25 protein-coding genes are annotated in these 22,961 nt (G+C 26.0%); 9 read left to right on the plus strand and 16 right to left on the minus strand.

Annotated elements, in window-relative coordinates:
* Window positions 1-2 precede the first annotated feature (2 nt).
* From ASUIS_RS07075 to ASUIS_RS07100, 6 genes are read right to left on the minus strand one after another with little or no spacing between them, the layout of a single operon-like run.
* Window positions 3-1,142 carry a DegT/DnrJ/EryC1/StrS family aminotransferase gene (locus tag ASUIS_RS07075; protein WP_118886359.1) on the minus strand — a complete coding sequence of 380 codons (1,140 nt, stop codon included), beginning with the start codon at window positions 1,140-1,142 and terminating at the stop codon, window positions 3-5.
* 3 nt (window positions 1,143-1,145) lie between these two features.
* The gene (locus ASUIS_RS07080; protein WP_118886360.1) at window positions 1,146-1,907 is read right to left on the minus strand and encodes an NAD+ synthase; all 762 of its coding nucleotides are present in this window, start codon (window positions 1,905-1,907) and stop codon (window positions 1,146-1,148) included.
* Window positions 1,908-1,928: 21 nt separating this feature from the next.
* Window positions 1,929-2,141 (minus strand): hypothetical protein, encoded by a 213-nt coding sequence (locus ASUIS_RS07085; protein ID WP_118886361.1) that lies wholly within the window; start codon window positions 2,139-2,141, stop codon window positions 1,929-1,931.
* 2 nt (window positions 2,142-2,143) lie between these two features.
* Window positions 2,144-2,374 (minus strand): (2Fe-2S)-binding protein, encoded by a 231-nt coding sequence (locus ASUIS_RS07090; protein WP_118886362.1) that lies wholly within the window; start codon window positions 2,372-2,374, stop codon window positions 2,144-2,146.
* Window positions 2,367-2,606 (minus strand): (2Fe-2S)-binding protein, encoded by a 240-nt coding sequence (locus tag ASUIS_RS07095; protein ID WP_118886363.1) that lies wholly within the window; start codon window positions 2,604-2,606, stop codon window positions 2,367-2,369. Before ASUIS_RS07095 ends, ASUIS_RS07090 begins: the two co-directional genes overlap by 8 nt.
* Window positions 2,607-3,362 (minus strand): TerB family tellurite resistance protein, encoded by a 756-nt coding sequence (locus ASUIS_RS07100; RefSeq protein ID WP_118886364.1) that lies wholly within the window; start codon window positions 3,360-3,362, stop codon window positions 2,607-2,609.
* Between the two features lie 93 nt (window positions 3,363-3,455).
* On the opposite strand from ASUIS_RS07100, the gene tatB reads away from it, so the two are divergent.
* From tatB to ASUIS_RS07120, 4 genes are read left to right on the plus strand one after another with little or no spacing between them, the layout of a single operon-like run.
* Complete coding sequence (gene tatB, locus ASUIS_RS07105; protein WP_118886365.1) at window positions 3,456-3,863, plus strand: Sec-independent protein translocase protein TatB; 408 nt, start codon at window positions 3,456-3,458, stop codon at window positions 3,861-3,863.
* Entirely contained in the window at window positions 3,863-4,597 is a 735-nt protein-coding gene (gene tatC, locus ASUIS_RS07110) for a twin-arginine translocase subunit TatC (protein ID WP_118886366.1), read from the plus strand. Before tatB ends, tatC begins: the two co-directional genes overlap by 1 nt.
* A gap of 2 nt (window positions 4,598-4,599) precedes the next feature.
* Window positions 4,600-5,622, plus strand: a complete 1,023-nt coding sequence (queA, locus tag ASUIS_RS07115) for a tRNA preQ1(34) S-adenosylmethionine ribosyltransferase-isomerase QueA (protein ID WP_118886367.1) — start codon at window positions 4,600-4,602, stop codon at window positions 5,620-5,622.
* Between the two features lie 12 nt (window positions 5,623-5,634).
* Entirely contained in the window at window positions 5,635-6,375 is a 741-nt protein-coding gene (locus tag ASUIS_RS07120; RefSeq protein WP_118886368.1) for a 3'-5' exonuclease, read from the plus strand.
* A gap of 129 nt (window positions 6,376-6,504) precedes the next feature.
* Here the strand turns inward: ASUIS_RS07120 and ASUIS_RS07125 are convergent, their stop codons facing one another.
* Window positions 6,505-7,479: a TonB-dependent siderophore receptor gene (locus ASUIS_RS07125; protein ID WP_118886369.1), complete on the minus strand. Its 975-nt coding sequence runs from the start codon at window positions 7,477-7,479 to the stop codon at window positions 6,505-6,507.
* 64 nt (window positions 7,480-7,543) lie between these two features.
* Window positions 7,544-8,776 carry a ComEC/Rec2 family competence protein gene (locus ASUIS_RS07130; RefSeq protein WP_118886370.1) on the minus strand — a complete coding sequence of 411 codons (1,233 nt, stop codon included), beginning with the start codon at window positions 8,774-8,776 and terminating at the stop codon, window positions 7,544-7,546.
* 59 nt (window positions 8,777-8,835) lie between these two features.
* Here ASUIS_RS07130 and ASUIS_RS07135 point away from each other — a divergent pair, with 59 nt between their 5' ends.
* Window positions 8,836-9,393, plus strand: coding sequence for a hypothetical protein (locus tag ASUIS_RS07135; RefSeq protein WP_118886371.1), 558 nt, complete (start codon window positions 8,836-8,838; stop codon window positions 9,391-9,393).
* A gap of 11 nt (window positions 9,394-9,404) precedes the next feature.
* Here ASUIS_RS07135 and ovoA read toward each other — a convergent pair whose 3' ends face one another.
* From ovoA to rraA, 4 genes are read right to left on the minus strand one after another with little or no spacing between them, the layout of a single operon-like run.
* Window positions 9,405-11,495, minus strand: a complete 2,091-nt coding sequence (gene ovoA / locus ASUIS_RS07140) for a 5-histidylcysteine sulfoxide synthase (protein ID WP_118886372.1) — start codon at window positions 11,493-11,495, stop codon at window positions 9,405-9,407.
* Complete coding sequence (locus tag ASUIS_RS07145) at window positions 11,476-13,716, minus strand: tetratricopeptide repeat protein (protein WP_118886373.1); 2,241 nt, start codon at window positions 13,714-13,716, stop codon at window positions 11,476-11,478. The genes ovoA and ASUIS_RS07145 overlap by 20 nt, the downstream gene beginning before the upstream one ends.
* Window position 13,717: 1 nt before the next feature.
* On the minus strand, window positions 13,718-14,278 hold the full coding sequence (locus ASUIS_RS07150) for a gamma-glutamylcyclotransferase (RefSeq protein ID WP_118886374.1): 561 nt from the start codon (window positions 14,276-14,278) through the stop codon (window positions 13,718-13,720).
* Between the two features lies 1 nt (window position 14,279).
* The gene (rraA, locus tag ASUIS_RS07155) at window positions 14,280-14,759 is read right to left on the minus strand and encodes a ribonuclease E activity regulator RraA (protein ID WP_118886375.1); all 480 of its coding nucleotides are present in this window, start codon (window positions 14,757-14,759) and stop codon (window positions 14,280-14,282) included.
* 114 nt (window positions 14,760-14,873) lie between these two features.
* Here rraA and ASUIS_RS07160 point away from each other — a divergent pair, with 114 nt between their 5' ends.
* From ASUIS_RS07160 to lgt, 3 genes are all read left to right on the plus strand, one after another.
* Window positions 14,874-15,857: a hypothetical protein gene (locus ASUIS_RS07160; protein ID WP_118886376.1), complete on the plus strand. Its 984-nt coding sequence runs from the start codon at window positions 14,874-14,876 to the stop codon at window positions 15,855-15,857.
* 102 nt (window positions 15,858-15,959) lie between these two features.
* The gene (locus tag ASUIS_RS07165) at window positions 15,960-17,252 is read left to right on the plus strand and encodes a (Fe-S)-binding protein (RefSeq protein ID WP_407923301.1); all 1,293 of its coding nucleotides are present in this window, start codon (window positions 15,960-15,962) and stop codon (window positions 17,250-17,252) included.
* Between the two features lie 3 nt (window positions 17,253-17,255).
* Entirely contained in the window at window positions 17,256-18,068 is an 813-nt protein-coding gene (gene lgt / locus ASUIS_RS07170; protein ID WP_118886378.1) for a prolipoprotein diacylglyceryl transferase, read from the plus strand.
* Window positions 18,069-18,071: 3 nt separating this feature from the next.
* On the opposite strand, the gene ASUIS_RS07175 is transcribed toward lgt, so the two are convergent.
* The 4 genes from ASUIS_RS07175 to polA all read right to left on the minus strand — a co-directional run bounded on the left by ASUIS_RS07175 (window position 18,072) and on the right by polA (window position 22,072).
* On the minus strand, window positions 18,072-18,344 hold the full coding sequence (locus ASUIS_RS07175) for a DUF2116 family Zn-ribbon domain-containing protein (protein WP_118886379.1): 273 nt from the start codon (window positions 18,342-18,344) through the stop codon (window positions 18,072-18,074).
* On the minus strand, window positions 18,344-18,538 hold the full coding sequence (locus ASUIS_RS07180; RefSeq protein WP_118886380.1) for a hypothetical protein: 195 nt from the start codon (window positions 18,536-18,538) through the stop codon (window positions 18,344-18,346). The genes ASUIS_RS07175 and ASUIS_RS07180 overlap by 1 nt, the downstream gene beginning before the upstream one ends.
* A 39-nt stretch (window positions 18,539-18,577) precedes the next feature.
* Window positions 18,578-19,282: a response regulator transcription factor gene (locus tag ASUIS_RS07185; protein WP_118886381.1), complete on the minus strand. Its 705-nt coding sequence runs from the start codon at window positions 19,280-19,282 to the stop codon at window positions 18,578-18,580.
* A 105-nt stretch (window positions 19,283-19,387) separates the two neighbouring features.
* Complete coding sequence (gene polA, locus ASUIS_RS07190; protein ID WP_118886382.1) at window positions 19,388-22,072, minus strand: DNA polymerase I; 2,685 nt, start codon at window positions 22,070-22,072, stop codon at window positions 19,388-19,390.
* Window positions 22,073-22,159: 87 nt separating this feature from the next.
* Between polA and kdsB the strand changes: the two genes are divergently transcribed.
* Entirely contained in the window at window positions 22,160-22,885 is a 726-nt protein-coding gene (gene kdsB / locus ASUIS_RS07195) for a 3-deoxy-manno-octulosonate cytidylyltransferase (RefSeq protein WP_118886383.1), read from the plus strand.
* Window positions 22,886-22,961: the final 76 nt, after the last annotated feature.

The raw sequence follows: 22,961 nt of genomic DNA on the forward strand, positions 1-22,961 counted from the left end.
TTTTATATCCACTCAGATGCAACACTAATTACTTGATCACAAACATAATTTACTTCTTCATCTGTAAGACCTGCATACATAGGAAGTGAAAGTATTTGTTGATAATTATTTAAAGCATTTGAAAATGCCGTGATTTTAATAGAATATTTTGTTTTATAATAAGATAAAAGATGTAAAGGAATATAGTTAAGTCCTGTTGAAACACCTCTTTCTTTTAAAGCTCTTGCAAAAGCATCCCTATTTCTTGAAACTTTTATAATAAACTGAGTAAAAATATGTTCATCTTTGTGGGGTAAAACTGTTATATGTTTTACACCTGCCAATCTTTTTTCATAAAGTTTTGCTATCTCTTTTCTTCTTTTTATAAACTTTTCTGTTTTATTTAATTGTGCTAATGCATAAGCAGCATCAAGTTCTGATAAGTCATATTTATGTCCAATATCAACAACATCATAAACATAATCTAAATTTCCATAACTATCATAAGTAGTTGTAAGTGCGTGAGTTCTAAGAAGTTTTGCACGTGCAGCTATATCTTCATTATTAGTTACAATTATTCCTGAACGACTAATTGCATATTTAGAATTTGATGGATTTGTAGAAAAAATTGTCATATCAGCTCTTAGATTTCCAACTTTTTTACCTTTATAAGTTGCTCCTAAAGATGATCGGCAATCTTCAATTAAAATAATTCCGTATTTTTGAGCAATGTCATAAATTCTATCTAAATCAGGAGATTGACCAGCTACAAAAGTGATTATTGCTCCTCTTAATTTTTTTGAGTCATTCTCAGCTAAAGCTTCTTCAAATTTATTTACATCAATATTCATATCTTCCATATTTATATCAATAAAAATAGGTTCTGCATCAAAATGTCTTACAACTTCAGGTAAATTTACAAAAGAGTTAACAGACATCAATATCTTATCACCTCTTTTTAATTTTATAGCACTTAAAGCTAAATGAATAGCAGCTGTCGAAGTTGCTGCTGCAATTGCATATTTTGCACCAATAAATTTTTTCATACTATCTTCAAATTCTATTACTTTTGATAAATCATTTTTTGATTCCAAAACTGATCTAATTTGATTCAATTCTTCACTATCTATAGATGCTTTGTATATTGCAATATTTTTAGCCATTAATTAATTCCACCTTATTTTTGCTATTGTTGGTAATTTACCTTTAAAAGCATTTGCTTTTATTCTATATTCTAATCTTTCAATTAAATCTTTTTCAAAACCTAATTTTATTAACTCTTCTTTTGATTTATTTTCATCAACCATAACTTTTAAAACTTCATCCATGTGTTTATACGAGTAACCAAGTTCTTCTTCATCACTTTGACCTTCCCATAAATCAGCACTTGGAGCTTTATTTAAAATATTTTCAGGAACGCCTAACATTCTTGCAAATTCAAATTCATCACTTTTATAAATTTCACCTATTGGATTAATAGCACAAGCAATATCTCCAAAAATAGTTCCATATCCTAAAAGTATTTCACTTCTATTTGAAGTTCCAACAACTAATGATTTTTCTCGTGAAGATACATCGTATAATACAGACATTCGCATTCTTGCAGAAAAATTTCCAATTCTAAGTTTATCATCATCCATATTTTTTATAAAACCACTAACCATAGGCTCTATTGAGATAATTTCATATTTAATATGAAATTTTTCACAAACTTCAATGGCATGTTCAATTGAACTTTTTGAAGAAAACTGTGAAGGCATTAATACACAATTTAAGTTATCTCCAAAAGCTTCTTTGCATAAAATTGCTACAACTGCTGAATCTAAGCCACCAGAGAGTCCAACTGTAACTTTTTTTAGTCCAGCTTTTTCAACTTCTGTTTTTAAAAAATAAATTAAATCTTCCTTAATTTTTTTCCAATTTTTCACTCTTAATCCTTTATTAAGTAATTATATCTCATCTTTTTTTGTTTTTTGATAAATTTCATCTAAATAGTTATTGCTTATTTTAGAAATATTCTCTTTTTTATACTCTAATTGTTTTTGAATATCTAAAAGTTCTTCTTCATCAAAATACTCTAAATAATTTGGATTTATTTCTATAGTTTCTTCAGGATTTATTTTTATAAGTTTTTTTATATTTTCTATAATTTCATTTTTCATTTTTATTCTTTATTAAATTTATTTAGTATTTCTTCTAGATATAGTTCCATTTTTTCTACACCTATATCACTTTCTTTGTTTTTACAAGATTTACAACAAGTTCCAGCATCTGTTAAATCTCCTAATTTTTCCAAAGTTTTAGCACCTTTTTCTTTTATAGCATAAATTATTTCACCCAAAGTTACATGTTTACAACTACAAACTTCAAAAGAGTGTGGAAAATTTCTAGCCATTTTCTAATCCTTTTTTAACTTTATTTAAAATATCTTTACAATAAATTTTCTTTTTAATTTTTCCAAAATCCCCTTCTGGGAAAATACAGTGTCTACATTCAGTTCCTGCTGTTGTAAAATCCTGAATTTCCCTAAGAGTTGAAGCATTTTGATTTATTATAGTATTTGTTATATCGTGTATTGTAACTTTTTTACAATTACATACTTCATAATTTTCCCCAAAATCAAACAATTATAAACCTTTATCTTTTTTGATAAGTTCATAAGCTTCATTTATTTCTTGAAGTTTTTTTGTTGCTTCATCAATAATATTTTGAGCAGCTCCCTGCCCTGAAATAATATCAGGATGATGTTTTTTAACTAAACTTCTATAATTTTTCTTTAAAGTTACTGCATCATCGCTAGGATTTGATTCTAAAATCTCATAAGCTTTATCTAAACTAATAGCTTTATTTGAAGCTTGTTGGGCATAAAAAGTTTCAAAAGTATTAATTAGATTATTAAAATCTTCTATTTTGATTTTTAATGCATTTGAAATATCCTCAGTAATCATTTTTTCAGCAGAAGAAAAATCTTTATCAATAAATGCTAAATTTAATAAATACTCCATGATTTTAACACGTTTATGATATTCATTTTTTGTCAAATTGTATAATTTATTACAAATATCAATTAAATTATCAAAACTATGTTTTTCATTTTCATATAAAACTTTTAGTTTTTCTCTGATTTCTTCTGCATTTTCAAAATGACTAGAAATATCATTAAAAGTATGTTTTAAAACTTCAGCTTCTAATTCACAAACTTTCCCATCTGCTTTTGATACTTTTGCCATAAGTGCTACTAAAAGCCCTGCTTCGTGGTGTAATAAATCACCATCAAATCTATCTTTTCTTTTCAAATTTATATTTTTAAACTCTTCAGTTTTATAGTTTTTTCCAATAAAAAACAAAATTGCTATAACAACTAATAAAACAACTATTTCCATATTTACCCTTCATATCACTATATTTTAGATTTGGTTGGATTTTATCAAATTTTAGATAAAATCATTTCCTTTAATTATACAATGGAGTTATAAATGTTTGGAATGGGTTTTATGGAAATTTTACTAATTGCAATAGTTGCAATTATCGCGTTGGGACCTGAAAAACTTCCTGGTACAATGGTACAAATTGCAAAGTTTATCAACAAATTTAAAACAGGTCTTGAAGATGCAAAAGCAACTTTAGATAATGAACTTAATATTTCTGAATTAAAAGCAGAAGCAAGTAAATTTAAATCTCAGATTGAAGAAACAAAAGCCTCATTGACAGTTGATTCAAAAATAGATTTGGGTTTAAATGATCTTATGAAAGATAATTTAAATAATGATTCTTCTATTGAAACTAAAAAAGTTGAAGAACAACCAAAACAAGAAAAAGTCTCTTTTAAAAAAGAAGATAAATTCAAAGTTAAATTAGATGAAAAAAAAGAGGATAATATTTAATGTTTGAAGATTTAAAACCCCATATTGCAGACTTGCGAAAAAGATTAGTAATATCATCTATCACTCTTGTAGTTATGTTTTTTGTTTGTTTTTCTTTTTACGAACCTATTTTAAATTGGATGATGGTTCCAGTTGAAGCAGCACTTCCTCAAAATTCACAAATGGTTGCAGTTGAAATTCAAGAAACATTCTTTACAGCTTTAAAAGTTGCTTTTTTTGCTGGTTTTATTGCTTCTTTACCCGTAATATTTTGGCAATTATGGTTGTTTTTAGCACCAGGTCTTTATGATCATGAAAAAAAACTAGTTATACCTTTTGTATTTTTTGGAACTTTAATGTTTTTAGTTGGATCTTCATTTGCTTATTATGTAGTTGTACCTTTAGGTTTTGACTTTTTAATTGCATTTGGTTCAACTGTAGTTACTGTATTACCAAGTATTGGTAAATATGTTGATTTTTTTACAAAACTATTATTTGGTTTTGGAATTGCTTTTGAATTACCTGTTATCACTTTTTTCCTTGCAAAAATTGGTCTTGTTGATGATAGAATGCTAAAAGATTTCTTTAGATATGCAATTGTAATTATTTTTATCGTTGCTGCTATTTTAACTCCACCTGATGTTTTAAGTCAACTTTTAATGGCTGCTCCACTAATTTTACTTTATGGGATTTCTATTTATATAGCAAAAGTGTTTAATCCAGCACCAAAAGAAAATGAAGAAGAGGAAGAGTAAAATTGCTTGACCCACTAAAGACCTCAAGCTATGATTATGATTTACCAAAAGAACTCATAGCAACCCATCCTGTAAGCCCAGCAGATTCAGCTAGGCTTTTGGTTTATAATAGAACTACAAATTCAATAACACATACAACTTTTAAAAATCTTATGGATTTTTTACCATCTAATTTGTCTGTTTTTCTAAATGATACAAAAGTTATCAAAGCTAGAATTTTTGGAATAAAAGAAACGGGTGGAAAAATAGAATTATTACTAAATAAACCCTTATTTATGGATAGATACCTAGTAATGATAGGTGGAAAAGTAAGAATTGGTACTAAACTATTTTTTGATGAAAACTTAATTGCTGAAGTTTTAGAAGTAAATGAAGATGGAAGTCGTGTTGTACAATTTTTTCAAAATGATAAAAAACTTGATTTTTTAACACTTGTAGATATTTTAAATAAAATTGGGCATTTACCACTTCCTCCTTATATGAATAGAGCTGATGAAAAAGAAGATGAAAAAGATTATCAAACTTTGTTTGCAAAAAACTATGGAGCGGTTGCAGCACCTACGGCATCACTACATTTTACACCTGAACTTTTAGAAAAAATAAATGCTAGATATGATGTAAATTATCTAACTTTACATGTGGGAGCTGGAACTTTTAAACCAGTTGATGTTGATGATATTTTAAATCATCCAATGCACAGTGAATATTTTGAGATTGGCATTGAAGCTAAAAAGGCTTTAGACAATGCACCAAAAGTTCTTGCAGTTGGAACAACGGTTACAAGAACAGTTGAATATTATGCACGAACAAATAAAATCCAAGGTGAATGTGACTTGTTTTTAAATCCAGCAAATAAACCAATAAAAGTGGATTATTTACTAACAAATTTTCACTTACCAAAATCTACACTTATTATGCTTGTTGCATCATTTGTAGGACTTGAAAAAACACTTGAAATTTACCATGAAGCCATCAAAGAGAACTATAGATTTTACTCTTATGGCGATGGTATGTTAATTATATAAAAAAGGCAAAAGATGGCATATTATGTATTATTTGATACAGAAACTACAGGAAATCAAGATGATGACAAAGTTATCCAATTTGGAGCAATGATTGTTGATCAAAAAGGAAAAGTTGAGGCTTTTGATGAGTTATGCTCAACTGATGTTGCTATAAAACTTGAAGCTATGGAAGTTCACAATATTACACCTGATTTATTAGTTGGAAAACCAAAAGCAGTTGAAACCAGTTTTTATAAAAAACTTGAAGAGTTAAATTCAAATGAAAATTATTTAATAGCTCACAATATATCTTTTGATATGGGAATGATCAAAAAAGAAGGTTTCGTAAATCAATATCAACTAATTGATACTTTAAGATGCGCAAAACACTTATTTCCAGAACTTCCATACCACAGACTTCAATATATAAGATACGCCCTTGAACTTTACAAAATTGAAGAAATAGAAGCAGCAAAACACAACATCACTATAAAAGCTCATGATGCAATTGGTGATGTACTTGTAATGAAGCTATTTTTATCAAAACTTGTAGGAAAATCTAGAGAAATTTATCCTGATTATAATCCAATAGAAAAATTAGCAGAGCTAACAAAAACTCCTGTATTTATTCAAACTTTTAAATTTGGGAAATATAAAGGTAAAGATGTTGAAGTTGTGGCTAAAGAAGACCCTAGTTATTTAAACTGGATGAGAAGTAATATGGAACTTGATGAAGATTTAAAATATACTTTAGATAAGGTTTTAAAATCTTAATCTAATTATTTCTTTATTGAACTAATAATTAGGAAATTGTTATATCAGTTGCCATTAATCGGCTACTGATACTAATTAAAAATGCGCTTGTAACCCATGAAACAAATTCTCTTCTACTACTTATAAAAATTAAAACTTAACATTAAAATTAACTAAATATGTTCTTTCCATTCCAGCTGTTACTCTTCCACCATAATAATCTAGTCTTTCATAATAATCTCTATTGGTTAAATTTTTAACTACAAAAGATGTTTCATATGATTTATGAGCATATGCAATTTTCGCATCATATGTATGATAACTTGGCACTTCATATTTATTTGTACCATCTATCATTGTCTCTGATTGTGCATAAATTCCTGCCTCTGCACTGAATCCTTTTAAAATAGGCTCGCTAAATTTATAATTTGCCCAAATTCTTCCTGAATGTTCTGGAACTCCACCAAGTTTATTACCATCAAATATTGTACTTGATGCATCTTTTGTATATTCTGCATGTGTATTTGTATAATTACTTAATAGACTCAGGTTTGTTGTTGGTTGCCAAACTAAATCTAATTCTACTCCTTTACTTTCTTCTTCTCCATTTGGTATAGTTGTTAATCCAGTAGTAGCAGGATTTGCAACACTAATATTTTTTCTTTCTATTTTGAATGCAGCCAAAGAACCTGATAATTGACTATTTGCATCAAATTTCACACCTGCTTCATATTGTGCAGATTCCATAGGTTTTTGGGCACTCTCATAATTAGCCCACCCAGGAGCTTTCATTCCCTCACTATAGCTTGTAAATAATGTAATATTATCATCTATATCGTATGCTATTCCACCTTGTAATAATAATTTTGTTTTATCTGTTGTATTATCACCAATAAATAAATTCCTATCAATTTTAAAATCTCCAGCGATTTCAACAGCTGGTAAACCTTGATAATCTTGACCTTCCCATCTTGGAGTTTTTCCTTGTAATGTTACAGCTGTATCATCTTTTATTTTTAATTTAACTGTTGGACTAACATTATAATTATTTTTTTCAATTACATCATTTTGACTTTCAGTTTTTGTATACTCGCCTGTAACTCTTACTAATAGGCTGATTAACATCAAATGATGGCTTAACTAAATTATTACTTCCAGAGGTGTTAATTTAGTATTAAGTTCAAAAATCTTAGCTATAAAGAAATAAATTAAAAAAAATCATTAAAATATTCATAATCAAAAAAATGTTTTTATTAAAAATAGAAGCAAATGAAACAAATATATAAATTAGTAAAAAATAAAAAGGTGTTTTCACAATAAAAACATTCATTTCATAAGATAAAAAATCCTTTATAAAACTATCAAAATATATTGCAAAGCCAAAGATATGAGCAATTATTTCAAATACATAAAAAATTGCAAAAAGTATATTAATAATTATTGATAAAAATTGTTCATAAGTAGTTTGAGGGAAATAAAAATGCACTATTGGATTAAAAACTAAAAACATCCAAACATTAAAAAATATAATTTGAAAATATTTATTTAGATTTTTAAAATATTGTATAAATAAAAATATATAAAAAACAGCAATAATCGAAAACCAAAAACCTAAAGAGAAAAGAAATTTTGGGAAAAGTGCAATAACAATTAAAAAAGTATAAAAAAGATTTATATATGAGACGATTTTTATATTTGAGCGAAGAAAATAAATAGTTAAAACGAGCATTACAAAAGCTCGTAAAAGTGAGGGAATAATATCTGTTAAAATCAAATAATAAAAAAGAAAAACTAAAGAAATCAAAATCAAATCATATTTTTTGTTTCGATATGAAAAATATCGTTGATGAAAAAATGAATATGGAAAATATAAAACCCAATAAATAGTAAACGATAAAACAGCTAAATGAAAACCTGAGAGTGCTATTACATGACTAATTCCATAGTTTGTACAAATATCTCTTAGTTCTTTAGAAATAGTTGTTCCTAAAAAAAGAGTTTGGAATAACTCTTTTATCATTTCATCTTCGTGGTTTGAGTTGATTTTTTCTATAATTTTATCTATAAATTTTGGAGTTTTTTCTATTTTATCAAAATATATAATTGTGGTGTAAAAACCTTTTAAATAATCCCAAAAACTAATATTCAAAGATACGATTGCTATATTTAGCATATCTGATTTTTTAATTTCTTCGGATTTATCAATATTTGCAAAAAAATCAAAGTCTTGAGCTTTTAGTCTTAATATATTATTTGTTGGTTTTTCATATATATTTAAAATTTCAACCTTTGTTTCATAAATTTCTTCATCTATAAAATCCAGATATTTACTATATTCTATAGAAATATTTATCAAAAAGATTAAAATTAAAAGAATAATTGATACAATTCGTTTACTATAATTTTTTATTTTAATAATCATACTAATTATTATACAAAAAATTAATACAATATCAAGTCATTTCATAAAAAGGATAAAATATGCAAATATCGTCAACCACTTCAACATCATTATTTAATACTTCAAGTGAAAATCTTTTAACAAACAAAACAAATGAAACAGAAGGTTCTTCTTTTGATTCTTTACTAAAAAAAGAAGAAGATTCATCAGTAATAATACATAAAGAAACAACAGAAAATCTAGTAAAAGACTTAATGTCATTATTAAAAACTGGATTTACAGAACAAGAATTAAAAGATATTGAAGAGATTTTAAGAAAACTAGAAGCATTAAATAAAGACAAATCTTCAGGAAAATCTGATTCATTAACAGATATTGAAAATCGAATTAAACAACTTCGAGAACATTTAAAAGAAGCCCAAGAAAAAGCTACTGGAAGATCAGCTAGAAATTTAGATACCGATACTATTTTAGATAATACTTTTTCATTACACCAAGAACCTGAAAAAATTTTGAATTCTAAAGAAAATTTAAATAATATAAAAGATGGTTCTGTATTAAAAGAAAATCAACTGTTAGTTGCAAGCGCTGGTGAGCAATTAAGATTATTAGAACAATTAAAACAATCGAAAAAATAGAGTTTTAAACCCTATTTTTTCTTCCAAATACTCATTTGAGAAAGTGTATATTGATATTTTCTCGAAGTCTCTTTTATAACAAATGGAACATCTATTGTTTCTAAAAGTTCGAAATTACCTAAAAGATTATCTTTTAAAGTATCTAAAGTTTTTACTTCTTTATTATCTTTTATATATCCACCAAGCCAATTTTCTTTTGGTGTATAATCTTCCATCCAAGTATAAGGGCTCAAAAGAACTAATAATCCATTTTTATTTATTCTCAAAGGAATATCATCTAAAAATTTTTGAGGATAATATAATCTATCTATTAGATTTGAACAAAATACTAAATCAAAATCTGTATAAATGTCTTTTAAATTACAAGCATCACCTTGCATAAATGTAACTTTTTCTTTTATTTGCTCTAAGCCTAAACTTTTTAGGGAAACAGATTTTTCTTCAAAAATATCGCCCTCTTTTTTAACCTTATAAATTAAAGAATCATAAATTTTAAGTTTAACTCCAACATTTATAAAATTTGCACTAAAATCAATCCCAACAACTTCATCAAATATTTTCGCTAACTCAAAAGTAGACCTACCAACAGAACAACCCAAATCTAAAGCTTTTTTTGTTTTACCATCTTTCAAATATGTTTTAATAAGTTCAACTGAATTTAAACAGAAATTTTTAACTCCGAAATTTTCACTTCCATAATGAAATTCACAATATTGAGCGATTAATTCATCTGTTTCATAAACATTGTCATTTAGTTTTGTTCTATATTCATTTGAAGACTTAACATATCTAAAACCCGCATGTTGAAAAAAGTGTTTTCTAAAGGCATATCTTGATTCTTTTAAAGTTTCATTTCCTAAAGATATAAATGAGCCACCTTTCATTAAAGCATGTCTATCATCAAAAGTTGGAGTTGTAAAATCATCATAAATAGGATGTGTTTCAAAATCATCAAAAGGATAAATTGGTGTTAAACTCCATTGCCAAACGTTACCAATTACATCAAAAAAATCTTCAAATGCATATTTATCAACACCACTTTGATTAAACTGTTTTAAACCTATATTTGCTTCTTTTTGCCCTGCATTTGTGTGTTCATATAAAGCGTAATATTCATCTTCACTAGGAAGTCTTACTTCAAATCCTAATTTTAAAGATTTATATTTACAAAAAGCTTCTGCTTCATAAATATTTATATCAACTGGATAGTTTAAAGGAAGAGGAACTATTCTATTTATTTCTCTCAAAAAATAACTATCTTCTTTTTTTATCCAAAAAGTTGGATATTTAGCTTGGGTAAAGTCCAGCCACTCTTTTCCTTCAGATGAAAAAAATTCAGGTTTATTATAACCGCCCTCTTTTACAAACTCTAAAAACTCTCCATTTGAAACAAGATATTTTGATGCTTGAAAATCTTTTACTAAAGCTTTATGAAAAGAAAATTCATTATCCCAACCATAATAAATAGGATTTGTTCTATCTTTTTGTAAAATTACAGTTGAACCTTTTGCTTCTAATAATTCATTTTTAGGATAAGTATTTAAAGCTTCATTTTTATAAGAAAAAATTTCCTCAGATTTTAAGAACTTAATATCAAGTTCTCGAAGTAAAACAGATGAAGTTTCAATATGTATATTTTCATGTTCTATTCCCATTAAAATAATCCACATAGGAGAATTCCAATTTATAGGCATTGTAAACGTCAAAGTATCAATCAAATTTAAAATTATCTGTTTTACTTCGTCTCTATAGGCTTTTGTTTCTTCATAAGTTGGCCAAGTATAATGTTTATGATTTAAATCATCCCAAGACATTTCATCAACACCGATAGCAAAAATTGATTCAAACTTAGAATTAACCCTTTGTTTTATTATATTTGCAAGAATCAATTTATTTATAAAAAATGTTGCAGTATGTCCATAATAAAAAATTAATGGATGTCTTAATCTATTTGGTTGTTCATATAAATATTTTTTATCTTCTAATAAATCAAAAAGTTTTTCATCCAATTCATAAGTTTGTAAAAACTGTTTTTTTATCTCTAATCTTTTTTCTTCTATCGTACCTGTTGTTAAATTTACGCTATTTTTTATATAATTCATTAAATTCCTTATCTAAAAATTCTAATTTTTTTATTTTATTGTTTTTTTCAAACTCTTTGTATATGTTTAATAGTTGGTTCAGCTCACTTTGACCTAAATTTGTCAAATGATTTTCAAGTTTTATAACTATATCTTTTGTATCAATTTTTAATAAACTTTTTACTATGTAATTTTCAATTAAAACCATTCCTAATCTTTTTATAGATTTCGTTTTATCAAGTATCGATAAAGCTTCATTTGTAGTTTCTAAAACTTCATTACATAAAGATAAATCCATAATATTTGAGATTTTATATAAAACATTTAATGCAAAATTATGTAAAACAACTGGCATTTCATCCCTATCACCAACTGATTGTTTTAAAATCATTCCCAGTCGTCCAAGTTTTATGGATTTATCAATCGTTTTTTCATCTTTTGAAGTTTGCAAAATATATTTACATCTATAAGAAATAGCGATATTTACAAAAGTTGCTCCATATTCAAATGCACCCAAAGTTGGTATTGATAAACATTTTTTATAATATTTTATAGCTTCATCAAAATTTTCATTCCACTCTTGTAAATTTGCTTTTATATTATAAAAATGCCATAACCATAAAGGATTATTATCTTCACCATGTGAAAACAATAAGTTTTCTAATTTGTTTAAAGATTCAGTTCCTTCTTCTTTTAAATCCTCATTTCTTTGAGAAATTATAACCCAAGCAGCTTTTCTTTGGTAATATCTAACTTCAATATCAGAAGGTTTAGGATTTTTTCCTAAGTTTAACTCTTTTGGTAAACTATTATATGCTTGATCAAATTGTCCCATTCTTTCATATAATGAACAAATATTTAAAGCGTATTTATTTGGATTTATTTCATATAAATATTGATTTAAAAGTATTGCTTGTTCAAAATGCCCATTTCTTTCAAATAAAAATGCTAAATCATTTAAAGCTTCAATGGAAACCTTTCTATAATAAGAGTTGTTTGAACTTTCAAAGGTATTAACATCGTTAAAATCAAACATAAATCCAGCTATTTCAAACCAATAAAAATTGATTAATTCATATTGCTGTTTTTGTTTAATTGAACTAATAAATTTTTCTAAAATTTTTATAGTTCTTCTTTGATCAAGTACAATATCTTTTACATAATAATATAAAATCAAAAATGATATTGGGTTCTCAAAAGTTGCAACACACTCTTCAATATGATTTCGTAAGTAATAAGCTAATCTTCTTTCTTCATCACTTAAATCTTTAAAAGTAACATTTGCAGTAAAAAAGACTTGTAATGATTTTTCTTGAGCTAAAAATTTAAAATCATCAAAACTTCTATTTATAAAGTTTTGAAACCCAAAAATAAGTTGATTTTTAGAATCTTGTTCATCTTTAGTGAAGTTTTTACCACAATATTCAAAAAGTTCTAAAGATATAAAAGTTTTTTTATCCCTTTGTTTTAAAATAACAGTAGAACAAAGTTGCATCAAAGAATACAATTTTTGCTCTTTTGCTGATAATAAAATTTCAATATCACACTTTTTAAAACTATTTTCATCTCTAATTATTTCTATATCTAACATACCAAGTTTTTTTAATCTTTTAGTAATATTTTGCAATTTATCATTTCTAACATAAAAATTTATAGTTAAAAATCTATTTAAAATCGTATTTGTAAATATCTTCCAAAGCCAATGATTTGAATCTTCTAAATCAAAATTGTAAAGATGAATATTTATTTTTTTATCAAAATTAAAAAGTGTTAATTCTAATTTTTTTAATTTTCTAATATCTTTGTTAAACCAAGAAGATATTAGATTTTTAAACTCATTTCCTTCACCATCTAAAATTGATGGCATCATCAATAAACCAAAGAAAAAAATAAGAACAAAACTAAAAGCTATATAGTCATTTGTTTCCCAAGAAAAAGGCATTTCAAAAATAATCTTTTTCAAAAAATCTTCATATACAGAAACCGATAAAAACGCTATTAAAATTACAAAAACAGAAATTACAGAAATAAAAGTTGTTGAAAATCTTTTTTTAAAAAAATAAAAAAAAGATGAACTTCCAGCTAATAAATTTATATCATGCTCAAACTTATCTAAACTATCATTTTCGCAATATGTTACATGTAAATCATCATTTTTTTTAATAACACAACTCTCATCTAGGGTTTTTCTCTTTGAATTACAAAGTTTTGAAACATGGATAAAACAATTAGGTTGATTCATTTTAGTTTTTTATTCCTTCTCTTGCTACTTTATTTTGAATAGGATCTGTAAATGTATAAAAACCTTCTTTTAAAGGAAAGGGATAATTTTCAAAAGTTTTTTCAAAAGCTTTTTTAAAATTCTCATCATAGTTTTTTAAAGCTTCTTTTACTACTTCTATATATTTACTTGGTATAAAACTATTTTCTTGTCCACTAAAAGCTATTTTTTCTTTATTTGTTGTCATAAAAGCTATTAAATCACTATTTATAGTTTCATCCAAAACATCAACAGATTTTATAACTATACAACTATAATTCTTTTCTCTTAATTTTAAAACTTCTAACTCTTCATTTGAAATTTCGATTACAACACCATTTAAAATTGAATCTTTATTTTTTTGAATATTTAAAAAAACTCCATTTACAATCTCTTCTTCAAAAGCAATAGATTCAATGGCATTCCAAACTCTTTCGTAACCTTTTATTTTTACAGGTTTTAAATCATTTTGAGTTAAAACCCTTTTGAAAGATTTTTGAGCAGATGCTAAATTTATTAAAGAACCAAAACCAAAAAGATACATTTTAAACCAGTTTTTCTTTACAAATTACTATTCCATCAGGATCAACATATACATAATCACCTGAATTAATCTCAACATCATCAATAATAAGAGGAACTCCAACTTGTCCATCTTGAACAGGAATATATTTTCTAGGGCAAGTTCCTTTTGCGATTAATCCAATTTCAAAATCTTTAGTTGTAACCGTATCTCTTACATAACCATTTACAATAATTCCTTCATATTTATTATCACTTGCAAATTTCATTAAATTATCACCAACAACAGCAAAATATCTCATATTCACATCAACAATTATAACTTTTCCTGTTCCATCATTGTTTTTTAAGAACGCTGCTAAATCTTTATTGTTTTTATCAAGTTTTATAGTTATTACTTCACCTTTAAATTTTCTATTTCCACCATAAGATTGAAAATCAGGTCCTAAAACTTCTGTTTTATCACTAAAGTTATCGCATAAATCTGCTGTAAAAAATCCCATAATATATTTCCTTTTATTTAAATTCATTAGAATACATTATTATCTCATTTTAGTATTAAATTATTCTTATTATTCACACAAATTAGCTACAATACAATTTTTTAAAGGAATTATATGAAACTAATTTTTAATACATTTTTAGTGCTTTTTATTTTATTTATCAGCGGTTGCAGTTCAAAAAAATTAACAATAAAATCTCTTCAACCATCAAAAATAGAAAATGAGAAAATTCATACAATAAGAGTTGATAGATTTTATAGAGATGATGTAAATCAGACTGAAAGTATTACAAATAAAATAGCAAATAAAATAATTGATAACCAAAGAGTATTTGAATTAAAATACAATGATTTTGGAACAGATGCTGTATTAACAGGTGATGTTTTAAATTCATCATTAAATACTTATGTATATTATAGAAGTGAAATAGATTACACAAGATGTAGATTTTATAGGTATGATGAAAGAAGTAGAACAAGAGAGTGTATAGAATATCAAATTAGAAATATTCCTTGTGAAAAAAGAGAATACAATGTTACAACAAGTATAAAATTAATAAAACCAATAACAAATGCTTTAATATTTTCAAAAACATATGATAAATCAAGCTTTGATGATATGTGTCATGATAGACATCCTTATTATCCTATTTATCCAGATTCAAGGGATAAATATAGAGTAAATACACAAATTGCGAATGATATTGCAAATGATATTTTAGATGATATTTCACCACATTATGTTTATTATGATATTGAAATAATAGAAGAACTTGATAAAGAAACTCTTGCTTTCTCAAAAGAACAAGAAAAAAGATTTGAAAAAATAGTTGAATTGATTGAAACAAAAAACCTTGATTTTGCAAAAACTGAACTAGAAAAGTTAGACAAAGAATTCAATCAAAAAAGTTTTGAAGTTATTTATAATTTAGCATTAATACATGAAGCATATAATCATCTTCAAATAGCAAATGAACTTTATAATGAAGCAAAAATGTTGACTTTAAATGTAAAATATTTAGATTTAGCTAATTTTGGAATAAGTAGAACAAGTAGAAATTTAGAACAAAAAATAAAAGCTAAATCACAATTGCCATAGCTTGTGAAATCGCTATTTACCAACTTTTAACCATTATTTTTGTATATTAAATTTTTATTATAAATATTAAAATTTTTAATTTAGAAGGTTATAAAGGTGTCAATGAATAAATTTAATTATACAGCTATTTCTGATGACTGTGTAAAATGTGGAAAATGTAAACCTGTTTGTACAATCTTTAATATAAATCAAGATGAAGCGACAAGTCCGAGAGGATTTATTGATTTATTAGGAGCTTATGAAAGAAATGAATTAGAGCTTGACAAAACAGCAAAAGATATATTTGAATCATGTTTTTTATGTACAAACTGCGTAGAAGTTTGTCCAAATGACTTGCCAACAGATATGATAATTGAGCAAGTAAGAAGCGATATTGCAAAAAAATTTGGAATCGCTTGGTATAAAAGACTATTCTTCTTTTTATTAAGACATAGAAAAACTATGGACTTTTTATCAAAACTTGGTTGGGTATTTCAAACATGTGCTTTAAAAATAGATGAAAAAAAACAATCAGCACTGCCTAGATTTTCACTTCCAATAGTTAAAAAAGGAAGAGTTTTACCCTTTGCAGATGCCAGAAGTTTTTTAAATAAATATCCAGCAAATATTGTAGCAATTAATAAAAAAGTTGAAGAGACTAAAAAAAATAAAGTTGCAATTTTTATAGGTTGTATGAGTAATTATACGTACACAAATACAGGAGATTCTTTAGTTAAAATCCTAAAAAAACTTGAGCTTGATATTATGATTCCAAAAAAACAACTTTGTTGTGGGGCACCTGCATATTTTACAGGAGCTTTTGATACGGTTGATTATCTTGCGAAAAAGAATATTGAATATTTTGAAACTTGGATTGATGAAGTAGATGCTGTTATTATTCCAGAAGCAACATGTAGCGCAATGATAAAACAAGATTGGGAACATTATTTTCACAATCAGCCTGAATGGAAAGAAAGAGCTATAAAACTATCTAAAAAAATATTTATGGCTACAAAATGGCTTGAAAATAGTACAGATTTAAAAAACTTATTAGCAACTAGTGGCAAAAAATTTGATGAATTAGTAACTTACCATGATCCTTGCCATGCTAAAAAAATGCAAGGTGTTTGGCAAGAACCTAGAACTTTATTAAAACAAAACTATGTTTTAAAAGAAATGAGTGATTCAAATAGATGCTGTGGATTCGGTGGAGTTACTATGCAAACTGAAAAATATGATTTTGCAAAAGCAGCAGGTGCTCCAAAGGCTGCTATGATAAAAGAAACAAAAGCACAAATTGTAAGTGCTGAATGTAGTGCATGTAGAATGCAAATTACAAACTCTTTATATTTAGCAAATGTTGATGTTCAATTTAAAAACCCAATTGAACTAATAGCGCAAGCGTTGGAGGATTAATAAATGGAATTTTGGCAAAATATATACTCACATTTTAATCCTGTTGCTTTTAATTTAGGACCCGTTGCTGTTCATTGGTATGGACTTATGTATGCACTTGCTTTATTAACTGCAATTTTTGTAGCTAAATGGTTTATAAAACATGATAAGTTACCAATTTCAAATGAATTATTTGATTCATATATTTGGTGGGCAGAAATTGGTGTAATTTTAGGAGCAAGATTAGGTTATATTCTATTTTATGATACTCATACTATGTATTATTTAACTCATCCTTGGCAAATATTTAATCCTTACATAGATGGTGTTTATGCAGGAATTTCTGGAATGAGTTATCATGGGGCATTTTTTGGATTTATAATAGCATCATATCTATTTTGTAGAAAAAATAAAATATCTTTTTGGTTTATAACAGATATTGCAGTAATTGGAATTTCAGCAGCTTATGTATTTGGAAGAATTGGAAATTTTTTCAATCAAGAATTAGTTGGACGAGTAACAGATGTTCCTTGGGGAATTTATGTAGGACAAGTATTAAGACATCCATCACAAATTTATGAAGCTATATTAGAAGGCTTATTAGTTTTTGTTATATTAGTTTACATAAGAAAAAGAAAAAGTTTTGATGGACAATTGGCTTTAATGTATGGAATTTTATATTCAATTACAAGAATAATTGCAGAATTCTTTAGACAACCTGATACTCAATTAGGATTTATCTATAGTAATTGGCTTACAATGGGTATTTTACAATCTCTTATTGTTTTGGGAATTTGTGTAATTTTATATGGAAAAATAAGAAAAATAAATAGTTAAATTTTAACTATTTATCTTTATTTCTTTAGTGTAACCAGCATCAATAGCCAGCTCTGCAATTTTATTTCTTAATAAATCTAATCTCCAACCATGCCTACTTGCAAAGTTTTCTATTTCAGCATCTCTTTGTTCAGGAGTACAAAACACAAAAATTCTCTTTAAAAAAGGTTTTGGTACTTGAATAGCTATTAATTGAAAATAATTTTCTTTACAGCTTCTTGAGCAAAAAGCCTTACTCATAGCAATCTTTTTTTTGCAGAATGGGCAATGCGACATTATTTATTACCTTTGATTATTAGTTTGTAGAACTTTGCATTAGTAACATCTTGAAGAAATTTTGGTTCTATATCATGTAAAGCTATAATATCAACAACTTTACCATCTTTTAACCAACCGCGACCTGTATCTTCTATGATTTGGTTTTCAAACAATTGGATTAATTCTTCTTTAGAAACAATCTGTTCTTCCATATTATAACTTTTTTATTAAGATTTTGCAAATAGACACTTTTAATTTGACTTTAGAATATCTATCGTATAGCCCTTGTTTGAGTGGTTTTTGATAATTTCATAATAAGTTTTTTGTCTAATTTTATTTACTATATTTCTCATAGTATAAATAGACATATCTTTACCTTTCCAAACAACGTCTTTTATTGTATCATAATCTGTTATATCATTTCGCTTAGTAATTAATAACTTTAAAAAAGATTTTTCTAATCTTGTAAAGTCAATTAAAACTCCACCTGCTTTAAAAAATTGATCTCGATATTCATCAAAATAAATACCATTTTCAAATTCTATTTTATCGCCTCTTTTTGTTTGATTTAAACACATAATAACTGCTAGTTTTAAATCTTTAGCTCTTAAAGGTTTTGATAAAAAAGTATATGCACCTGAATTCACAGCTGTAACAATATTTTCATTATTATCAATTTCTGAAATAATAATTTTTGGTAAAGTTGGAGCTAAACTTGATAATTCAGAACATAATTCAGAAAAAGGAACATCTTGAATATCTGTATCTATGATAGCCATATCATAATTATTTGAACATGCTAATGCTAAGGCATCTTTTAAATTTGAAGCTACTTTTAATTCTTTAAAATAGTCATCAAACTCATTTCCAATTACTTCATTGATTTTTTCATCGCTACTTACAAAAAGTAGCTTTGCATTATATAGTTTTCTAATATTTTTTACTGTTTTTAACATAATAATTCTCTTTATAATATTGGTTTGAATTATAATAGTAACTAAAATTTAATAATTTGTCAAAATATTATTAATAAAACATTCAATATTTTATTAAATTTAAGTTTACTTCAATTCTTGCCAAGAATTTCCTATAGAAACAGATACTTTTAAAGGTATATTTAATTTATACACATTTTCCATTATTTCTTTTAAATCAATTGTTATTTCTTCTACGATATCTTCTTTAATTTCAAAAATAAGTTCGTCATGTATTTGCAATAACATTCTCACATTATTATTATTTTTATATTTTTTATATATTTCAACCATAGATAATTTTATTAAATCAGCAGCACTTCCTTGAAATAAAGTATTAACTGCTTCTCTTAGGTATGCAGCCTTTAACATTGCATTTACTGAATCAAAATCAAATAATCTTTTTCTATTTAATAACGTTTTAATGTAGCCATTAACATGCGCGAAATCTTCAATTGATTTAAGATAATCTTTTACACTTTTAAATGCTTCAAAATATGAATCAATATAAGTTTTAGCTTCTTTTGATGGAATTCCTAAAGTATCTCCAAGTTTTTTACTTCCCATTCCATACAATAATCCAAAATTTATAGATTTTGCAATATTTCTTTTCTCTTTTGCTTGATCTTGTCCAAAAATTTTAACAGCAGTTTGGTAGTGAATATCTAAATCATTTTTAAAGGCATCAACTAAAGCATCATCACCACTAAAATGAGCCAATAATCTTAACTCTATTTGAGAATAATCTATCCCAACAAGTTTATAACCCTCTTTTGGAATAAATGCTTCTCTTATTTTTGCTCCTGCTCCTGAGCGAACCGGAATATTTTGTAAGTTTGGATTTTTTGAACTTAATCTTCCAGTTGCTGTTCCTGTATGTAAAAAAGAAGTATGAATTCTATTATCAAGATTTTTTAAACCAAGTTCTAATAATGGTTCAATATAAGTAGATTGAAGTTTATAAGCTTCTCTATATTTTAAAAGCCATGAGATAACTTCATGTTCATCTATTAAACCACTCAAAACTGCTTCATCAGTACTATAACCTGTTTTTGTTTTTTTAGCAGTTGCAAGTCCTAAAGTTTCAAATAAAACAACACCTAATTGTTTTGGTGAATTTATATTAAATTCAACACCTGAAATTTCATAGATTTTAGAAGTTAGTTCTTGAATATATTTATTGTTTGTTTCTTTTAGTTCTTTTAATAAATTTACATCAACTTTTATTCCATTATTTTCCATATCGGCTATTACATAAATAAAATCAAATTCTAAATCAAAGGCAAGTTTTAATAAATTTTCATCCTCTTTTTCTTTAAAAATCTCTAATTGTTTATTAAATAGTTTTAAAGTCATCAACGCATCTTCAGCAGCATATTCACAAGCTTTATAAACATCTACATTTGAGAAGTTTTCGCCTTTTTTTACCACATCTTTAAAAGCTATCATTTTATGGTCAAAATATTTATCTATTTGATAATCAAGCCCTACTTTTTCATTTGTATCTAAAAGCCAAGATAAAATCATAGTATCAGCATAAAGTTTTAATTCTATATCAAAATTATTTCTAATAATTTCATAATCATATTTGAAATTTTGTAAAACTAATTTATGTCTATTTAATTGAACTATCGCTTGAGCTGCTGCATCTTTAGTGATTTGTTCAGGAACTCCTAAATATGAGTGAGAAATTGGAACATAATAAGCTTTGTTTTTTTCATACGCAAAAGAGAATCCTACAATTTGAGCTTTTTGAGTATCTATATCTGTTGTTTCTGTATCAAAAGCAACTATTGCATCTCTTGGAATTGAGTTTATAACCAATGATAATTTATTTTCATCATTTAATAAAACAAATTCCATTTCATCATTTTTTTCTTTTTCTATTGGAATTTCAGTTTTAAAACTCATTCCATTTTTATTTATTCTATCAAGTATTTTTGCCATATCATATTGATGCAAGATATCACTAATTTTTAAAATAGGATTTTCAACGGGTAATAAAAAATTGTTTAAATCATCAATCACATGACAATCTCTTGATAAAGTTACAAGTTGTTTTGAGATAAATGCCATTTCTTTGCTCTCTTCTAAAAGAGTTTTCCATCTTTTTTTCTCAATATTTTCAAGATTTGCATAAATATTTTCTAAAGTTCCAAATTGTTGAATTAAAGCTTCTGCTGTTTTAGCCCCTATTCCTTTTACACCTGGAATATTATCAGCACTATCACCTAAAAGTGATTGATAATCTGTAAATTGTGATGGATGAACTCCATATTTTTCTATACATTTTGCTTCATTTATAACAACTTTTTTTGTTGGGTCAAATAAATAAATTGTATCATCATCTATTAATTGATATAAATCTTTATCGTGAGAAACTATTCTAACTTCCAAACCTTTTAATTTTGCATCATGGGCAATTGATGCCACAATATCATCAGCTTCAAAACCAGTTCTAATTGCTGTTTTAAATCCCATTAATTCAATCCAAGAAATTGCAATTGGAAGTTGTTTTAATAAATCTTCTGGAACATCGGGTCTATGAGCTTTGTAATTATCATAAAGTTCATTTCTAAATGTATTTCCTTTTGCATCAAGTGCAAAAACTATATAATCTGTTTGAAAATCTTTTCCAATATTTGCTATGAAATTTATAAAACCTGTTAATAAACCTGTAGGAAAACCATCTTTTGATTTTAGTGGTGGAAGGGCAAAATAACTTCTAAATAAAAAGCCGAATGTGTCGATTACTGTAATTGTTTTTTTCATAAAAATTCTCTTTTGTTTACTTGTTTAAAGATTTTATATTATAATAATGTCACTAAAAATAAGGTTTTACATAAAAAAGGGACATAAATGATAATAATACCAGCAAGATTAAATTCAAGTAGATTTGCAAATAAAATAATGGTTGATATTTTAGGATTACCAATGGTAATTAGAACAGCCAAACAAGTAAGCAGTTTAGATAAAGTTGTAATCGCAACTGATAGCCAAGAAGTTATGGATTTGGCTTCACAATATGGTTTTGATGCAGTTATGACTTCAAGTTCTCACAATAGTGGAACAGATAGAATAAACGAAGCTGTAAATATCTTAAATTTAAGTGAAGATGAAATTATTGTAAATGTTCAAGGTGATGAACCTTTTATTGAAGTTGAAGTTGTAGAAGCTGTAATAAATAGAGTAAAACAAATAAAAGAAAACAATGAAGATATTATGATAACCTCTTGTTACAAAGAGATAAGTTCAAGTTTAGCTGATGATCCAAATCATGTAAAAGTAGTTCTTGATGAACACTCAAATGCTATTTATTTCTCAAGAGCAAAAGTTCCATATCACAGAGATCACCATGAAAATGCAATATATAGTGGACATTTAGGGATTTATGGATTTACTAAAAAATCGTTAAATGCTTTTTGTAAATTACCATCATCTAAACTTGAAAACATTGAAAAATTAGAACAATTAAGAGCTATAGATAATGGACATAAAATTGCAATGGTAAAAGTTGTTTCTAAATCTTTTGGTATTGATACTCAAGAGGATTTAAATAATGCTATAAGAATTTTTGGAAAATAATTTTTTTAGTAGCTTTATTATGACCATCTAGATAATAAAGTAATTTTAAAGTAATTTTATGGAAAACTAAAAGATT

The organism is Arcobacter suis CECT 7833, from assembly GCF_003544815.1.
GTDB lineage: Bacteria > Campylobacterota > Campylobacteria > Campylobacterales > Arcobacteraceae > Aliarcobacter > Aliarcobacter suis.

What these genes read in the sequence shown, in the direction of transcription:
- ASUIS_RS07100 (WP_118886364.1), bottom strand. Translation starts at nt 3,362, where the DNA reads ATGGAAATAGTTGTTTTATTAGTTGTTATAGCAATTTTGTTTTTTATT.
- ovoA (WP_118886372.1), bottom strand. Translation starts at nt 11,495, where the DNA reads ATGAATTATATAAAAAATAGCGTAAATTTAACAACAGGTACGATAGAA.
- tatC (WP_118886366.1), top strand. Translation starts at nt 3,863, where the DNA reads ATGTTTGAAGATTTAAAACCCCATATTGCAGACTTGCGAAAAAGATTA.
- tatB (WP_118886365.1), top strand. Translation starts at nt 3,456, where the DNA reads ATGTTTGGAATGGGTTTTATGGAAATTTTACTAATTGCAATAGTTGCA.
- ASUIS_RS07185 (WP_118886381.1), bottom strand. Translation starts at nt 19,282, where the DNA reads ATGTTAAAAACAGTAAAAAATATTAGAAAACTATATAATGCAAAGCTA.
- ASUIS_RS07160 (WP_118886376.1), top strand. Translation starts at nt 14,874, where the DNA reads ATGAAACTAATTTTTAATACATTTTTAGTGCTTTTTATTTTATTTATC.
- ASUIS_RS07130 (WP_118886370.1), bottom strand. Translation starts at nt 8,776, where the DNA reads ATGATTATTAAAATAAAAAATTATAGTAAACGAATTGTATCAATTATT.
- lgt (WP_118886378.1), top strand. Translation starts at nt 17,256, where the DNA reads ATGGAATTTTGGCAAAATATATACTCACATTTTAATCCTGTTGCTTTT.
- ASUIS_RS07145 (WP_118886373.1), bottom strand. Translation starts at nt 13,716, where the DNA reads ATGAATCAACCTAATTGTTTTATCCATGTTTCAAAACTTTGTAATTCA.
- ASUIS_RS07135 (WP_118886371.1), top strand. Translation starts at nt 8,836, where the DNA reads ATGCAAATATCGTCAACCACTTCAACATCATTATTTAATACTTCAAGT.
- ASUIS_RS07090 (WP_118886362.1), bottom strand. Translation starts at nt 2,374, where the DNA reads ATGGCTAGAAATTTTCCACACTCTTTTGAAGTTTGTAGTTGTAAACAT.
- kdsB (WP_118886383.1), top strand. Translation starts at nt 22,160, where the DNA reads ATGATAATAATACCAGCAAGATTAAATTCAAGTAGATTTGCAAATAAA.
- ASUIS_RS07180 (WP_118886380.1), bottom strand. Translation starts at nt 18,538, where the DNA reads ATGGAAGAACAGATTGTTTCTAAAGAAGAATTAATCCAATTGTTTGAA.
- ASUIS_RS07120 (WP_118886368.1), top strand. Translation starts at nt 5,635, where the DNA reads ATGGCATATTATGTATTATTTGATACAGAAACTACAGGAAATCAAGAT.
- polA (WP_118886382.1), bottom strand. Translation starts at nt 22,072, where the DNA reads ATGAAAAAAACAATTACAGTAATCGACACATTCGGCTTTTTATTTAGA.
- ASUIS_RS07075 (WP_118886359.1), bottom strand. Translation starts at nt 1,142, where the DNA reads ATGGCTAAAAATATTGCAATATACAAAGCATCTATAGATAGTGAAGAA.
- ASUIS_RS07085 (WP_118886361.1), bottom strand. Translation starts at nt 2,141, where the DNA reads ATGAAAAATGAAATTATAGAAAATATAAAAAAACTTATAAAAATAAAT.
- ASUIS_RS07165 (WP_407923301.1), top strand. Translation starts at nt 15,960, where the DNA reads ATGAATAAATTTAATTATACAGCTATTTCTGATGACTGTGTAAAATGT.
- ASUIS_RS07150 (WP_118886374.1), bottom strand. Translation starts at nt 14,278, where the DNA reads ATGTATCTTTTTGGTTTTGGTTCTTTAATAAATTTAGCATCTGCTCAA.
- rraA (WP_118886375.1), bottom strand. Translation starts at nt 14,759, where the DNA reads ATGGGATTTTTTACAGCAGATTTATGCGATAACTTTAGTGATAAAACA.
- ASUIS_RS07175 (WP_118886379.1), bottom strand. Translation starts at nt 18,344, where the DNA reads ATGTCGCATTGCCCATTCTGCAAAAAAAAGATTGCTATGAGTAAGGCT.
- ASUIS_RS07125 (WP_118886369.1), bottom strand. Translation starts at nt 7,479, where the DNA reads ATGTTAATCAGCCTATTAGTAAGAGTTACAGGCGAGTATACAAAAACT.